Below are 15459 nucleotides of genomic sequence, written 5' to 3'. Positions count from 1 at the left end.
GAAGCGATGCGGCGCCTTGGCTACGTTTTACTATTGCTCGCGATCGGAATCGATCGGCAGCGTGCGAGCGGCGCCGACGAATCTGCGCACGCAGCGAATCCAGTTGTCGCCGAGAACGCGCAGGAGGGATCGCTCGACTGGCAGCTCACGCGCGTTCGCGTCGACGATCGCGGCTTTCGCTCTCCGTTGATTGAAGGTTACTGCTCGCGGCAAAGCGTAAAGGCGGGCGAGTCGATCGACATCATGGTCTCGACGAACCCGCCGCAGCGATTCGAGATCGAGATCTTCCGCATGGGCTACTACGGCGGCCGCGGCGCGCGATTGCTGGCGAAGCTCGGACCATTCGACGGCGTCATGCACCCGGACCCGTCCAAAGGTGAAAAGAACCTCCACGAATGTCGTTGGCCTGCCGCTGCAACGCTGACGATTCCCAATGATTGGCTCAGCGGCGTCTATTTAGGGCGATTGACGACGCTGCCCGAGGGCAAAGAAAAACCATACTGGCAGAGCTACGTCATCTTCATCGTCACCGACGATCGCCCGGCGGACATTCTGTTACAATGCTCCGACAACACCTGGCAAGCCTACAACCGCTGGCCCAACGATTTTTCCGTCTACACGCATCCGCAGGGAGGGCAGGGGCCTTGGGCCGATGTGAGCTTCGATCGCCCCTACGCCCGCGAAGCGCAGCACAACGAAATCGTCAACGACCCGCTCACCGTCGGTGCCGGCGAGTTTCTGCCGTTCGAGTTTCCGCTTGCTTACTGGTTAGAAGAGCAGGGGTACGACGTGGCCTACTGTTCGAACAGCGACATGCTCACGCCCGATCGCGGGCTCAAGTGCAAAGCGTTCATCAGCGTCGGCCACGACGAGTATTGGGACATCCGCCAGTTCCGCAGCGTCGAGGCGCTGCGCGACGCCGGCGTCGACTTGCTCTTCCTCTCGGGCAACGCCGTTTGTTGGGTGACGCCGTATAGAGCGAGCGTCGACGGCCGCGAGAATCGCATCATCTTCCGCGGCGGTCCGTACGGCGCCGACAACGACTATGCCGAGCAGCGCCAGCGCGAGCATGGTCCGTTCCCCGAGCGCGGCCCCGACGAAGGGTTACTCATCGGCGCCCGCAACATCGAACCCGTCAACGGCGGCGGCGATTGGATCGTCACGCAGCCCGAACATTGGATGTTCAACGGCACAGGAGTCCAGGCGGGCGACAGAATCCCCGGACTGATCGGCTGGGAGTATAACGGCGCCCCGGCCGATATCCCGGGATTGGAGGTCGTCGCCGCGGGCACCGCCTGGGTCGGCGGCGACGAACCGCAGCAGTGGACGGCAACAATCTACCCCGGCCCAAAGCAAAACTTCGTCTTCAACGCCGCCACCATCTTCTGGTCGCAAGGCCTCAGCTCGCCGCCCGGGCACACGCTCCCCTGGTCGCACTGGTCCCGCCCCCACGGCCCCGACCCACGAGTGCAGCGGATCACCAAAAACCTGCTCGATCGAGCCCTCGCCCCGCCGTCGTCAGACAAGTAGCAACCCAAGGCAGCCCAGCCTCATCTATATAGACGCCATCTTGCCTTCTACCTCCCCGCCCCCGACCTGCCAAATTGGCGGAACCAGCCCGCAGCAAGAAATCGCCTCCGAACTCTCGCCCTGCCAATTTCCCCAAGAAACGCCGAGGATTAACGCCCACCCGCGGCAGTTTCTCCCCGTTGGCACGCCCATTGCCTTAACTGGCCCTCACACCACGGTCTGCCTGCCATTTCCGGCAGAACGCCCGCCTCGACGCTTCAAAATGCGGCCCGAGCGGCTATCGCAAACCCCTTAAGCCGTTTAGATTTAGCGATTCGCCGCAGTCCGCTCCAGGCAACCATACACACCTCGAATCACCGTCCGGCCGGCCCATCGCGGCCCCGGACCGATCGCATCAGTCATTTAGGAGGATTTCACGTGCCCAAGCAGATGGTCTTTGAAGACGACGCCCGCAAGTCGTTGGCGGCCGGGGTCGAGAAGTTGGCCCGCGCCGTTCGTAGCACGCTCGGCCCGCGCGGCCGCAACGCGGTGCTCGATAAGGGATGGGGTTCGCCCAAGGTGACCAAGGACGGCGTGACTGTCGCCGAAGATATCGAACTTGAAGACGCCTACGAAAACCTCGGCGCCCAGCTCGTCAAGGAAGCCGCCAGCAAGACGAACGACGTCGCTGGCGACGGCACCACCACCGCGACCGTGCTGGCTGAAGGCATCTTCCGCGAAGGCTTGAAGATGCTCGCCGCTGGCGCCGATGCGATGGCCCTGAGCCGCGGCATCCAGAAGGCCGTGAAGGCCGTTGCCGAAGCCATCCAAAAGGCTGCTGAGCCGCTCGACGTCAAAGACAAGAAGAGCCTCCAGCAAATCGCCACCATCGCCGGCAACAACGATCCGACGATTGGCGCCGTGCTGGCCGAAGCCTTTGCCAAGGTCGGCAAAGACGGCGTCATCACCGTCGAAGAAGGCCGCGGCAACGAAACGACCGTCGAGGTCGTCGAAGGCATGCAGTTTGATCGCGGCTACCTGTCGCCCCACTTCGTCACGAACGAAGACGACCAAACCGCCGATCTCGACAACTGCCTGGTCCTCGTCTTCGAAGAGAAGATCTCGAGCGCCAAGAGCCTCGTGCCGGTTCTCGAAGCCGTCTCGAAGGCAGGCCGTCCGCTGATGATCATCGCTGAAGACGTCGAAGGCGAAGCTCTCGCGACGCTCGTGGTGAACAAGCTCCGCGGCATCGTCCAGGTTGTCGCCGTGAAGGCCCCCGGCTACGGCGATCGCCGCAAGGCGATGCTCGGCGACATCGCCGCGCTCACCGGCGCCACCGCGATCTTCAAGGATCTCGGCATCAAGCTCGACGGCGTGCAGCTGTCGGACCTCGGCAAGTGCCGCAAGGTGATCATCTCCAGCGACAACACGACGATGGTCGGCGGCGGCGGCAAGAAGGAAGCCATTACCGGCCGTGCCGAGCAGATCCGTCGCGAAATCGAAACGACCGACAGCGACTACGATCGCGAGAAGCTCCAAGAACGCCTCGCGAAGCTCGCCGGCGGCGTGGCCGAAATCAAAGTCGGCGCCGCGACCGAAACCGAAATGAAGGAACGCAAGGACCTGCTCGTCGATGCCAAGTCGGCCACGCAGGCCGCGCTGGCCGAGGGCGTCGTCCCCGGCGGCGGCGTCGCCTTGCTGCGTGCGGAAAAGGCTCTCGATAAGCTCGGTCTCGAAGGCGACCAGAAGCTGGGCGCCGACATCATCCGCAAGGTGCTCGACTACCCGCTGCGGGCCATTGCTGAAAACGCCGGCGTCGACGGCGCCGTCGTCGTCAACCGCGTTCGCCAGCTCAAGGGTAAGACCGAAGGCTACAACGCCGACAAGGACGAATACGGCGACATGATCGCCGCGGGCGTCATCGACCCCGCGAAGGTCGTCCGGACCGCGCTGCAAAACGCCGCGAGCGTCGCCGCGTTGCTCCTCACCACCGACGCGCTGATCACCGACCTTCCGAAAAAGGAAGAAGAAGGCGGCGGCGGCCACGATCACCACGACCACGGCATGGGTGGTATGGGCGGCATGGGTGGCATGGGCATGGGCGGCATGGGTGGAATGGGCGGCATGATGTAAGACGCAGGCTTTCGGCCGTCGGCTCTCGGCTATCAGCCAGAGAGCTTGATGTTTGGCCGGTAGCCGTCAGCCAAACAGTCCCAACTCAAATTCGATCAACACCTCAAATAAACATAAGTAAGGATTCAAATTCATGGCCAAAATCAAGCTTCGTCCGCTCGACGATCGCGTTGTCGTTCAACCCCTCGAGGCCGAGGAAGTCACCGCCGGCGGCATCGTGCTGCCAGGCGCCGCTCAAGAGAAGCCGCAACGCGGCAAGGTTGTCGCCGTCGGCGCCGGTAAGCTCCTCGATAGCGGCAAGCGCGGCGAACTGTCGGTCACCGTCGGCGACGAAGTTATCTTCGGCAAGTACGGCGGTTCGGAAGTCGAAGTCAACGGCGAGGAATTCAAGATCCTCCGCGAGAGCGACATTTTGGCCAAAGTCGTCGGCTAACCAGCCGCGTCCGCGCATCGGACTGGTCGCTTAAGCGACCAGTCCAGCCCCGACGCTGACTTTCCATTCAAAACAAATTCACTCCTGAATCAGGAACCTTACAGTGCCAAAGCAACTCATGTTCGACGACGCAGCCCGCGCGAAGCTGCTCCGCGGCGTCGACAAGCTGGCCGACGCGGTGGCCGTCACCATGGGCCCCACCGGCCGCAACGTTATCATCAATAAGTCCTTCGGCGGTCCCACCGTTACCAAAGACGGCGTTACCGTCAGCAAGGAAATCGAGCTCGAAGACCCCTTCGAAAACATGGGCGCTAAGCTCGTGCACGAAGTGGCCGACAAGACCTCCTCGCTCGCCGGTGACGGCACCACCACCGCCACCGTTCTCGCCCGCGCTATCCTCCGCGAAGGCGCTCGCAACATCGTGGCCGGCAGCAACCCGATGGCCGTCCAACGCGGCATTCGCAAGGGCGTCGAAGCCGCCGTCGCGAAGCTCGACGAAATGAGCAAGAAGGTCTCCAGCAAGGAGCAAATTGCCCAGGTCGGCTCGATCAGCGCGAACAACGATCGCGTCATCGGCGACCTGCTCGCCGACGCGATGGAGAAGGTCGGCAAAGACGGCGTCATCACCGTCGAAGAAGGCAAGTCGACTGAAACGACCCTCGAGTTCGTTGAAGGCATGCAGTTCGACAAGGGCTACCTGTCGCCTTACTTCATCAACCAAACCGCCGACATGGCGTGCGTCCTCAACGACGCCTACATCCTGATCCACGAAAAGAAGATCAGCAACCTGCGCGAGCTGGTGCCGATCCTTGAGCAGGCCAGCCAAAAGGCGAAGCCGATCCTGATCATCGCCGAAGACGTCGAAGGCGAAGCCCTCGCCGCACTCGTGGTGAACAAGCTCCGCGGCATCCTCAACATCTGCGCCGTGAAGGCCCCTGGCTTCGGCGATCGTCGCAAGGCGATGCTCGGCGACATTGCGGCCCTCACTGGCGGCACGCTGATCAGCGAAGACCTCGGCATCAAGCTCGAGAGCGTCACGCTCGAACAGCTTGGCCGTGCGAAGAAGATCACCGTCACCAAGGACAACAGCACGATTGTCCAAGGCGGCGGTTCGAACGCCGACGTCAAGAAGCGGATCGATCAGCTGCGTAAGGGCATCGAAGGGACCACCAGCGACTACGATCGCGAGAAGCTCCAAGAGCGCCTCGCGAAGCTCACTGGCGGCGTGGCCATCGTCTCGGTCGGTGCCAATAGCGAAGCCGAAATGAAGCAAAAGAAGGCGCGAGTCGAAGACGCCCTCCACGCCACCCGCGCGGCGGTTGAGGAAGGCATCCTCCCCGGCGGCGGCGTCGCCCTCATCCGCTGCAAAGAAGCGGTCGAGGCGGCTCGCAGCGGCGCCAAGGGCGATGAGAAGATCGGCGTCAACATCGTCGCCGGCGTCCTCAGCGCCCCGCTGAAGCAAATCGCCGACAACTGCGGTCTCGACGGCAGCGTCGTCGCCGACGAAGTCAGCCGCAAGTCGAACAGCATCGGCTACGACGCCAACAACGGCGAGTACGTCGACATGTTCAAGGCTGGCGTCATCGACCCGACCAAGGTGGTGAAGACCGCCCTGTCGAACGCCGCGAGCATTGCCGGCCTGATCCTCACGACCGAAGCCCTGGTGACCAACCTTGACGGCAAGGACCAGGACAAGCGGGCCGTGTCGGGCAGCGTCCGGTAACGCGTCAGCCGTATAATTAGGAAAGTTCGCAAGCCGGGCCACTCGATTGGCGATCAAACGAGTGGCCCGGTTGCGTGTCACGGGAAAAGGTCGAATACGGATAGCCGCGATGGCGACCAAACGTTGTTACTACGAAACGCTCGAAGTTACCCGCACCGCGTCGGGCAGCGAGATCTCTGCGTCCTACCGGAAGTTGGCGGTGAAGTATCACCCCGACAAAAACCCTGGCGACGAAGAAGCCATCGCGCGCTTCAAAGAATGCAGCGAAGCGTTCGAAGTTCTCAACGATAGCGACAAGCGAGCCCGCTACGATCGCCACGGCCACGCCGGCGTTAACGGCGGCGGGGCAGGGCAGTTCAACGACGTCGAAGACATCTTCTCGGCGTTCGGCGATATCTTTGGAGACATCTTCGGCGGGCGGCAGCGAGGCGGCGGCCGTCGTGCACGTCGCGGCCGCGACGTGCGCTGCGAGGTGACGCTCACGCTCAAGGAGGCCGCCGAAGGCGCCCACAAGAAGGTGACGTTCCACCGTCACGAAAGCTGCAAAACCTGCGAAGGCTCGGGCGCCGCGGCGGGCAGCAAACGCGAAGTTTGCTCCTACTGCGGCGGCCGCGGCCAGGTGATCCAGCAGATGGGCATCGTCCGCATGCAGACGACGTGCCCGCAATGCCACGGCGAAGGTTCGGCCGTGTCGAACCCCTGTAAGCCGTGCCGCGGCTCCGGCCAAACCGCCAAGAAAGTCGAAGCTGAAGTCGACGTTCCCGCCGGCGTCGACAACGGCATGCAGATCCGCATGACAGGGCAGGGGGAGCCAAGCCTCGAAGGAGGCCCAGCCGGCGATTGCTACTGCGTCGTCACCGTGTTGCCGCATCCGCTGTTCGAACGCGAAGGCCAGCATCTCATTTGCCGCATCCCCATCGCCTACTCGCAGGCGGTGCTGGGGGCGACGCTCGAAGTGCCGACGCTCAGCGGCCCTATGGAACTGAAGGTCCCCGCCGGCACGCAGTCGGGCGAAGTCTTTCGCCTCCGCGGCAAAGGCCTTCCCGATCCCCGCGTCCACGGCGTCGGCGACCTACACGTGCAGGTGACGATCGAAGTCCCCAAGAAGATCACCGCCGAAGAAAACGAACTCCTCCGCAAGCTCGCGGAACTGGAACACAAAAACGTCGCCCCCGCGCGCAAAGGCTTCTTCGACAAAGTGAAGGAGTTCTTCGCCCCGGAGGAAGAACATACGGAAGTCGAAGCGTCCTAACGCTCGCTGGAGAGAAACAATGCCAAGCAATCCTTTTCGACAAGATCAGCCGTCGCGCGACGGCGGCGAAGACAACCCGTCCGACGCCCAGTTGGAAGGCGCCACCGCCGACGGCGCGCCGGGCGACAACGCCGGCATCGCCGACGGCATGAACGGCGGCGACCTGCTTGAAGCTGAACTCGCCGCCGAACGCGATCGCAACTTGCGGCTTCGCGCGGAGATTGAAAACCTCCGCACCCGCAGCTCGCGCGAACTCTCCGACCAAATTCGCTACGCCGCGCTGCCGATGGCTCGCGACCTGCTGCCGGTGCTCGATAACGTCGACCGCGCCATCGCCGCGGGCGAAAAGGCTGGCGAGAAGGGTCCGCTCGTCGACGGCATCAAAATGGTCCGTCAGCAGCTGATCAGCGCTCTGCAACAGCAGCAGTGCCAAGAGATCAAAGCCCTCGGCGAACCGTTCAACCCGCAGTTCCACGCCGCGATCCTGCAGCAACCCTCGGCCGACGTCCCCGCGAACCACGTGATGATGGTCACCCAAGCCGGCTACCAACTCCACGACCGCGTCGTCCGCCCCGCGCAGGTAATCGTCTCCAGCGGACCGGCCGCGTAAGCATTTCCTTCCTGAACCCCGACCCCTGAACCCTCCCACCTCTCCATGCCCACCTACGACTACGAATGCGACGCCTGCGGACATGAGTTCGAGTTGTTCCAGGGAATCAACGACGCCGTCCAGCGCAAGTGCCCCAAGTGCGGCAAGCTGAAGCTCCGCCGCCTCTTCGGCACCGGCGCCGCGGTAGTGTTCAAGGGCTCGGGATTCTACGAGACGGACTACCGCAGCGACTCGTACAAGAAGGCGGCCGAGAAGGATAAGAAGTCGTCGTCCGAATCATCAAGCGGCTCCAGCGAGAAGTCGTCGGAGAAGAGTTCTGAGAAATCGTCGTCCTCTGATAAGTCGTCTTCGAGCGGCGAATCGAAGTCGAAATCGAAGAAGCCGAAGAAAGATTAAACGCAGCGTTATGTTTGTCGATGGGAATGCATTTTTTGCCACGAAATACACGAACCGACACGAAAAATGCGTGAGATGAATGCTTTGATGGCATCCTTCTCCGCCTTCCATGCTCTTCAATTTTTGTGTGCTTCGTGTGTTTCGTGGCAAATCTCCCCGCATTTCCACCGTCTAATCCGCGTCCCATTCTTTCTTCCATCCTTCGTGCGTCTTCGCGACCGTCGTGTCTTCGTGGTGAGTTCTCTTTGTCACTGCTCCGGCGGGTCGTTGACCCGCGGCTACTATGCGTTGTCCCACCTGCGAACGCGAATTTCAGCCTGCTGAATCGACGATGCTGCCGTTTTGCAGCGAGCGATGCCGCACGATCGACCTCGGCCGCTGGTTGGAGGAAGGGTACGCCCTTCCTGAGTTGAGCGAAGTCGAAGACGACGACTCTTTCGGCGACGGCGAATAACACGCCTCCTCTGTCATTCCGAGCGGAGCGAGGAATCTCGCATCTCGCTCAACTCCAAAGCTTCCGCCGCCAGCCCCCAATTTCGCGGTCGCCGGCAACGGCGCGATTGGCCTATAATCCGGCCAACGCCGCGGCCTACGTACTGCCGCCGCGACCAAGCTCGCCGCCAGACGCACGCCTCATGACTCCCTCGCCGCATCAGCTTTCCTCCGTCCGTTGGTCTGCCATTTTTCCGTGGCTCATCCTGGTCCGCGCCGCTCGCGTCTCGCTGATGGTGCGCGTCATCATCTTGGCGCTTCTCGGCGTCGCGGCAACGCACGGCGGTTGGCGGCTGATTGATTCGACGCTGCAAGGCAGCCAATCATTGCAGTCGCTAGAGCGCGCACCGCAGATCTCGATTCCGCTGATGCCGGAAAGGCACGAACCGCCCACGACGTTCAACGAGCCTGTCATCGTGAGCGCGCGAATGACGACCGGCGCCTTCCTCTCCGCCTGGCATTGGCTCGGCCGGCCGTTCGGCTTGCTAGCGCTGCGGCCAACGCTGCAAGAGAGCGTCACGCTCGCGCTCGCTGGCGTTTGGAGCGTCGCTGTCTGGGCGCTCTTCGGCGGAGCGATCGCCCGCATCGCCGCCGTTTACCTCACCTACGGCGAAACGCTCGGACCAATCGCCGCCATCCGCGCAGCGGCCCGCACGTGGCTGGCGGCCATCGGCGCCATCGGCTTTGTCGCGCTCGCGATGCTTGTCGTCGCCTTGCCGCTAGTCATCGCCGGCGCGCTGCTTCGCTTTGATCTCATGGTCTTGCTAATGGGCATGGCTTGGATCGTCGCGCTCCTCTGCGGAGCCATTGTCGCCATCCTCGCCGTCGGCCTCGCGTTCGGTTGGCCGCTCATGTGGGCGACCTCCGCCGTGGAGCGCACCGACGCGTTCGACGCGATCAGCCGCGGCTTCGCCTATCTCTTTCAGCGCCCGCTGCAGCTCTTGTTCTACGTCTTTGTCGCCAGCCTGATCGGCGTCCTCGCGCAAGTCGCCGTTTCCGCCGCCGTTACGGCCACGACGACCGCCACGCATTGGTGCGTCGCCCTCGGCGCCGGGCAGGGGCGCACCAGTGACCTCGGCTTCGACCACCAGGGCGTCAGCGATGACGTCGATTCCGTCGGCGAGATCGGCGCCGGCGGCATTGAATTTTGGACCAGCGTCGCCCAGGGAGCGTCGAGCTATTTCCCGCTCGCCTTTTTCTGGCCTGCCGTCACGGCGATCTACCTGCTACTGCGGCGCGAAATCGACGGGACCGAGATGACCGAAGTCGTCTTCGACGAAGGCGAATCGTTCCGCGGTCTGAAGCCGCTCACGCCAACCGCCAGCGGCGTCCCGCAGATCGAAGGCTCTGCTGCCGCACCCGCGCCGCCGAGCAAATAAAAGCCACCGGCTCTGCCGGTGGACGGATTGAAAGAAGCCCTACGAGCGCAAGGTAACTCGACTGGCACGGCGTCCACCGGCGAAGCCGGTGGCTTTCATCGCGACAGCGCCGCGACGAGCGCATCGAGCCGCCCCTCAAACTGCCCGCGGGTAACGACCTCGTCGCATCCCGCCGCCACGGCCGCTGCGAGCGAGTCGCGCTGCACATGCGGCCCGCCGGCCAGAATCTTCGCCGCCGGCGCCGCGGCTCGTAATTGAGCAACCGCATCCGCCACATCGAGCGCGGGCAACCGCAAGTCGATCGCAACGAGCGCCACATCGTCCGCGGCACAGCGCGCGACGGCGTCCGCAGCGCTCCCTGCCACGCCCACGGTCGCCCCATGCCGATCTGCCGCCCCCTGGGCTGCCGACATCAGCATCAAATCAGAACTCAACAAGAGGAAGTGCATGGTCGTATGAATGTTGTCCTAAGCAGAACTATTAATGTCATCTCGTCGGCGGAACTATTAATGTCATCCCGAGCGGAGCGAGGGATCTAGTGGCGCAAACGAGCGTCCAGATTCTTCGCTGAGTTTACCCTGAGCGGGGCTAAGGGCTCAGGATGGCGAAGAGTGGCTCGGGCGAAGCGAATAAATCTAAATCGCCCCCGGCCCGCGCGCCCCGTCGCTCACCTGAATCGCCTCATCCATCGGCAACACAAACACCTTGCCGTCGCCGATCGTCCCCTCGCCGCCGGTACGGGCGACTTGTTCCAGAACCTCGATCGTCTTCTCGACAAAGTCGTCGTTCACGGCGATCTCAAGCGCCACCTTCCGCAGCAGGTTCGTTTTGTACTCGGCGCCGCGATAAGTCTCGTCCTGGCCGCGTTGCCGCGCAAACCCCATCGCATCGCCGACGGTGAGCCGCGACACGCCGATCCGCCGCAGCGCTTCTTGCACGGCCTTCAGCTTCGGGGGTTGGATGATTGCGATGATCAGCTTCATAAATTGCCGCCGCCTGACGAGAAACCACTCCTTTTGGGTAGGATAGAGCATACCCCGAGCGAGCCGATTCGAGTAGGTCGTCCGCCCCCTTGGAGTCGTTCCATGGCCGTGAAGCAACAGGTCGAAGAGCTGATCTACGCCCTCGGCCACTGGTTGCCGAACCCCCGAGTGGCTCAGTTCTGTGGGCTAGGGGAGGGGAGCAGTTTTAGCGGCGCCGGCCTGTGGCGCGTCGAGCACGGCGGTCAGGTTTACGTCCTGCGACGTTGGCCGCCGGCGGCAGGCAAAGGCTGCCATATCAACCGTATTACTTGGTTGCAGCGGCATCTTGCCGAAGCGGGCCTCCCCGTCGCCACTCCGCTACAGTTGCTGGAAGATCCCGAGTCGCTACTCTTCTCAATCACTTCAAAAGTTTCCGGCGAGCGCGAGATCTCCACCTGGACGCTCACCTCCTGGCTTCCCGGCGTCGCCGACTACTGGACCTACCCGCGGCCCGCCAAACTCAAAGCAGCGCTCCGCACGCTCGCGGACATCCACCTGGCCGCGACCAGCTTCAACATCGCCGACGCCCACGGCAAGTTGCGAGTCGCCCGCTCGCCCGCCTTATCGAGACGAGCCGACCGCCTCGCCACGTTGCAAGCTGGCGACCTCGCCGAACTAAAATCACCCGTCACCCGCGCCCCCGCCAGCCTCACGCGCGAGTTGGCGTTCCACGCACTCGCCCACGCCGAGCGCGCCCTTCCGCGCCTCGGCCATGAATCGCACCGCTGGCGTGACGAGCCGCTCCCATTGCAGTGGGTCCTCCGCGACGTCTGGCACGATCATCTCCTTTTCACCGAAGACCGCGTCACCGGCGTTCTCGACTTCGGCGCCGCCGCGGTTGATTCGCCGGCGGGAGACGTCGCAAGGCTCCTCGGCAGTCTCGTCGGCGACGACGAGGCGGCGTGGCAGCTCGGTCTCGACGCCTACGCCAGTCGCCGCCAGCTAGCGCCCGACGAACTCGCCGCCGCCCGCTTCTTCGACGCCAGTGGCACGCTCCTCTCGGCGATGAATTGGGTCCACTGGCTCTACCGCGACAGCACCGCGCTCGGCCCCAATGTCGACCTGCCCGCCGCCCACCGCCGCTTGGAACGGCTTGTCGCGCGGCTCCGTTCGCTCGCCCCCACCTGAAAACCACCAGAAAAAGTGTCGCTTTTGTCGGCAAACCGCACGCCGCTGCCGTTCGGTGCCGCCATCGCCCGCCGCCGATCGCCGTTGACCCGGTTTTCGCCCCAACCGTAAAATCTTCTCATCGGCAAAGGCGGCGGGGATTCCGCGCGCGATGCTGGCATCTCCCGGTTAGGAATTCGACGGAATGACTCTTACTCGACGCTTCGGGAACTTCGCCTGGCTGGCGACCGCCCTATTCGCGCTTGCTCTGCTGCCAACGGCGGCGGCCCAGGAACTCGACTTCAGCAAGTTCGACAGCAAGCTCGGCGGCGGCCTTGGGGGGGGCTTCGGCCAGACCCACAAAGAGGTTTCCATTTCCGCCGAGTTCACGGCGCCTACGCCCGACGCGCCTGCGATGCTCTTCGTCACCGCGAAGATGGCGCCCAACTGGCACATCTCCTCCATCGATCAGGGAGCCGACGGAAGCGGCGGCGGCCCCAAGCCGACGGTGATCAACATCGATGGCGGGCAAGAAGTCAAACTCCTCGCGCCGTTTCAACACATCCAGCAACCGACTTCACGCATCGACAACGAAGCCTGGATCGGACTGGAACTCCGCGAACACCGTGACGTGGTCACGTGGTACGCCCCGGTTGAATTCGCGGCGAGCATCGATCCAGCGAACGCTTCAATCAACGGAAAGATCGACGGCCAAGTCTGCGATCGTTCCTGCATTCCGTTCAACATGACGTTTACCGCCAAACTGGGCCAAGGGACCGCGATTCCGGCGACTCCCGCCGCCGTTGTGCCGGCGCCGATTCAATCGATCTCTTATTGGTCGCTGGTCGGCTCGGGCATTCTGGGCGGGTTGATCTTGAACTTGATGCCATGCGTGTTGCCAGTCATCGGCCTCAAGCTGTTCTCGTTCGCGAAGCAAGGCGGGCAAAGCCGTCTGCATAACATTTGGCTCAACCTCGCGTACACGGCAGGTCTTCTTACCGTGTTCATGGTGCTCGCGACGCTGTCTGCCGGCGTGCAGTTAGGGCTCAGCGGCAAAGGGATGGGCTGGGGCGAGATCTACACCTACACCTCGTTTAAGGTGGCAATGACGGCCCTCGTCTTTGCGATGGCTCTCAGCTTTCTCGGCGTTTGGGAAGTGCCGATTCCCGGCTTCGCCACGACGGGCTCTGCGACGGATCTTGCCTCGAAGGATGGCCCTGGCGGCGCGTACTTCATGGGCATCATCACGACGTTGTTAGCGGTGCCGTGTAGCGGTCCGTTCCTTGGCCCGCTCTTCGGATACACCATTTCGCAGCCGCCGATCGTTACTTACCTGTTGTTTTTCTCAATCGGCCTCGGCATGGCCCTGCCGTACCTGATTGCCGGCGCATTCCCCGCAGCGGTGAGTTGGCTGCCGAAGCCAGGCGCCTGGATGGACACGCTCAAGAACCTGATGGGCTTCGTCCTGCTGGCGACCGTCGTGTACCTCTTCTCGACGTTGGGCGACAAGTACTTCCTGCCGACCTTGGCGTTGATGTTCGGCATCTGGTTCGCCTGCTGGCTCATCGGACGCGTCCCCGCCTATGCCGAGCGAAAGCAACGGCTCAAGGCGTGGGGGTGGGGAACTGCGGTCGCCGCGGCCGTCGGCGTGACAGCTTTCATGCTAACCGTCCCCAGCAAGTACGCACTGGCTTGGGAGCCTTTCTCGCCTCAGGCAGTTGCTGTGGCGAGGGCGCAAGGCAAAACGGTGCTGGTCGACTTTACGGCCAACTGGTGCCTTACCTGCAAGTTGAATTTGGCGACGGCGATCAATCGCAAAGATGTGAAGGAAGTCGTCGAAGCGAATGACGTCGTGACGCTGTTGGCCGACTGGACCGATCAGAACGACACGGTCAAGAATGCGTTAACGGAACTCAACAGCCAAAGTATTCCGCTAATGGCAATCTATCCTTCTGATCCCAACAAGGAAGTTCTGGTGCTGCGAGACGTGATCACGCAGTCGCAAGTCCTTGAAGCCCTCGCCGAAGCGGGCCCCTCGCTTGACCCCAAAACGGCCGCCGTGACTAGCGAGAAAAAGTAGCCGCGGGTCAACGACCCGCCGGAGCAGCGAGAAAAAGGCTAACCACCAAGTCACCAAGGGCACAAAGAAGCACTAAGCAAGCGAAGCAAGGGAGATATTCCGAACCGTTAGCTTCGGCTCTCTGCATTTCTTCGTGTTACTACTTAGTGCCCGTCGTGCCTTCGTGGTGAAAAAGGAATTCGTTCCTACGCCCAACGCGCCTCGCCCTTGCCCTCAACAATCCGCCCAATCCTCCAGCTCTCAAACCCCAGCCCGTTAAGCTGTTGCTGGATGCTCTCGGCGTAGTAGTCGCTCACCACCAGCGTCAGCCCGACGCCCATGTTGAAGACGCGAAACATCTCGGCCTCTTCGACGTCGCCCAGCTTCTGCAGCCAAGGGAAAACCGGCGCGATCGGCCAGCTGTCGCGGAAGATCTCCGCATCGACGTGATCGGGCAGCACCCGCGAGAGATTCTCATGCAACCCGCCGCCCGTGATGTGGGCCACGGCGTGGACGACGCTTTTTACTTTGTAGTGATTCAGCACGTCGCGCACCGGCCGCGTATAAAGCCGCGTCGGCGTCAGCAGCACGTCGCCGACGGTCTGGTCGCTGAAGTCGACCTTGTCGTTCACTTTCAGCCCGGCATGATCGAGGACGATCTTCCGCACGAGGCTGTAGCCGTTTGAGTGGATGCCGCTCGAGGCGATGCCGATCACCGCGTCGCCTGGCGTGACGTTCTGCCCGGTGAGCATCCGCGACTGCTCGACGATGCCGACGCAGAACCCGGCGAGGTCATAGTCGCCCGGCTGGTAGAGGTCAGGCATGATCGCCGTCTCGCCGCCGACTAGTGCCGCGTCGCAGTCGAGGCACCCCTGGCTGATGCCGCTGACAATCTGCTCCAAGAGCCCCGGATCGTCCGCCGCCATCGCGACGTAGTCGAGGAAAAACAGCGGCTCCGCCCCGCAGCAGATCGCATCGTTAACGCACATCGCCACGAGGTCGATGCCGACCGTGTCGTGCCGGCCGAGCAACTGGGCCACCTTCAGCTTCGTGCCGACGCCGTCGGTGCAGGAAACCAGCACCGGCTCCTTGTAGTTTCGCGCGAACAGCCCGCCGGCAAAATCGAGCTTAAACAGCCCCGCGAACCCATTGGCCCACGGCAACACCCGCGGGCAGTGCGTCCGCCGCATCAGCCGAGGGAGCCGCGACATCGACTCCTCGTAGGTGGCCAGATCGACGCCCGAGTCTTTGTAAGTCAGTTTTGCCATTGAACTTGCTTGCGTGAAGATAGCTGCAAGGGAGCGATTTTAAGGGCCCAGCCGCTGACCGTCGAGGGTCCGCGCC

General features: G+C 62.9%; 14 protein-coding genes. 11 read left to right on the top strand and 3 right to left on the bottom strand.

Annotated features, from left to right (window positions below; genetic code table 11):
• Positions 1-6: 6 nt before the first annotated feature.
• From ACQY7R_RS03935 to ACQY7R_RS03895, 9 genes are all read left to right on the top strand, one after another.
• Positions 7-1530 carry a N,N-dimethylformamidase beta subunit family domain-containing protein gene (locus ACQY7R_RS03935; protein WP_428304293.1) on the top strand — a complete coding sequence of 508 codons (1524 nt, stop codon included), beginning with the start codon at positions 7-9 and terminating at the stop codon, positions 1528-1530.
• Between the two features lie 417 nt (positions 1531-1947).
• On the top strand, positions 1948-3642 hold the full coding sequence (gene groL, locus ACQY7R_RS03930; RefSeq protein ID WP_428304292.1) for a chaperonin GroEL: 1695 nt from the start codon (positions 1948-1950) through the stop codon (positions 3640-3642).
• 133 nt (positions 3643-3775) lie between these two features.
• The gene (gene groES / locus ACQY7R_RS03925) at positions 3776-4075 is read left to right on the top strand and encodes a co-chaperone GroES (protein ID WP_428304291.1); all 300 of its coding nucleotides are present in this window, start codon (positions 3776-3778) and stop codon (positions 4073-4075) included.
• A 103-nt stretch (positions 4076-4178) separates the two neighbouring features.
• Positions 4179-5798, top strand: coding sequence for a chaperonin GroEL (gene groL / locus ACQY7R_RS03920; RefSeq protein WP_428304290.1), 1620 nt, complete (start codon positions 4179-4181; stop codon positions 5796-5798).
• 109 nt (positions 5799-5907) lie between these two features.
• Positions 5908-7050 (top strand): molecular chaperone DnaJ, encoded by a 1143-nt coding sequence (gene dnaJ / locus ACQY7R_RS03915; RefSeq protein WP_428304289.1) that lies wholly within the window; start codon positions 5908-5910, stop codon positions 7048-7050.
• Positions 7051-7069: 19 nt separating this feature from the next.
• Positions 7070-7660: a nucleotide exchange factor GrpE gene (grpE, locus tag ACQY7R_RS03910; protein WP_428304288.1), complete on the top strand. Its 591-nt coding sequence runs from the start codon at positions 7070-7072 to the stop codon at positions 7658-7660.
• A gap of 45 nt (positions 7661-7705) precedes the next feature.
• On the top strand, positions 7706-8056 hold the full coding sequence (locus tag ACQY7R_RS03905) for an FmdB family zinc ribbon protein (RefSeq protein WP_428304287.1): 351 nt from the start codon (positions 7706-7708) through the stop codon (positions 8054-8056).
• Positions 8057-8339: 283 nt separating this feature from the next.
• Positions 8340-8510, top strand: a complete 171-nt coding sequence (locus tag ACQY7R_RS03900) for a DNA gyrase inhibitor YacG (protein ID WP_428304286.1) — start codon at positions 8340-8342, stop codon at positions 8508-8510.
• A gap of 181 nt (positions 8511-8691) precedes the next feature.
• On the top strand, positions 8692-9927 hold the full coding sequence (locus ACQY7R_RS03895) for a hypothetical protein (protein WP_428304285.1): 1236 nt from the start codon (positions 8692-8694) through the stop codon (positions 9925-9927).
• 95 nt (positions 9928-10022) lie between these two features.
• Here ACQY7R_RS03895 and ACQY7R_RS03890 read toward each other — a convergent pair whose 3' ends face one another.
• Both ACQY7R_RS03890 and ACQY7R_RS03885 read right to left on the bottom strand, forming a co-directional pair.
• Positions 10023-10376, bottom strand: coding sequence for a hypothetical protein (locus ACQY7R_RS03890; protein ID WP_428304284.1), 354 nt, complete (start codon positions 10374-10376; stop codon positions 10023-10025).
• A gap of 186 nt (positions 10377-10562) precedes the next feature.
• The gene (locus ACQY7R_RS03885) at positions 10563-10910 is read right to left on the bottom strand and encodes a P-II family nitrogen regulator (protein ID WP_152098771.1); all 348 of its coding nucleotides are present in this window, start codon (positions 10908-10910) and stop codon (positions 10563-10565) included.
• 102 nt (positions 10911-11012) lie between these two features.
• On the opposite strand from ACQY7R_RS03885, the gene ACQY7R_RS03880 reads away from it, so the two are divergent.
• Positions 11013-12077: a phosphotransferase enzyme family protein gene (locus tag ACQY7R_RS03880; RefSeq protein WP_428304283.1), complete on the top strand. Its 1065-nt coding sequence runs from the start codon at positions 11013-11015 to the stop codon at positions 12075-12077.
• 184 nt (positions 12078-12261) lie between these two features.
• Positions 12262-14136 carry a protein-disulfide reductase DsbD family protein gene (locus ACQY7R_RS03875; RefSeq protein ID WP_428304282.1) on the top strand — a complete coding sequence of 625 codons (1875 nt, stop codon included), beginning with the start codon at positions 12262-12264 and terminating at the stop codon, positions 14134-14136.
• Positions 14137-14321: 185 nt separating this feature from the next.
• On the opposite strand, the gene purM is transcribed toward ACQY7R_RS03875, so the two are convergent.
• A complete protein-coding gene (purM, locus tag ACQY7R_RS03870; protein ID WP_428304281.1) occupies positions 14322-15383 on the bottom strand; it encodes a phosphoribosylformylglycinamidine cyclo-ligase in 1062 nt (353 codons plus the stop codon).
• Between the last annotated feature and the right edge of the window lie 76 nt (positions 15384-15459).

Source organism: Lacipirellula sp. (assembly GCF_965279485.1).
Taxonomy (GTDB): Bacteria; Planctomycetota; Planctomycetia; order Pirellulales; family Lacipirellulaceae; genus Lacipirellula.
This window is presented reverse-complemented; position numbering and strand designations above follow the sequence as displayed.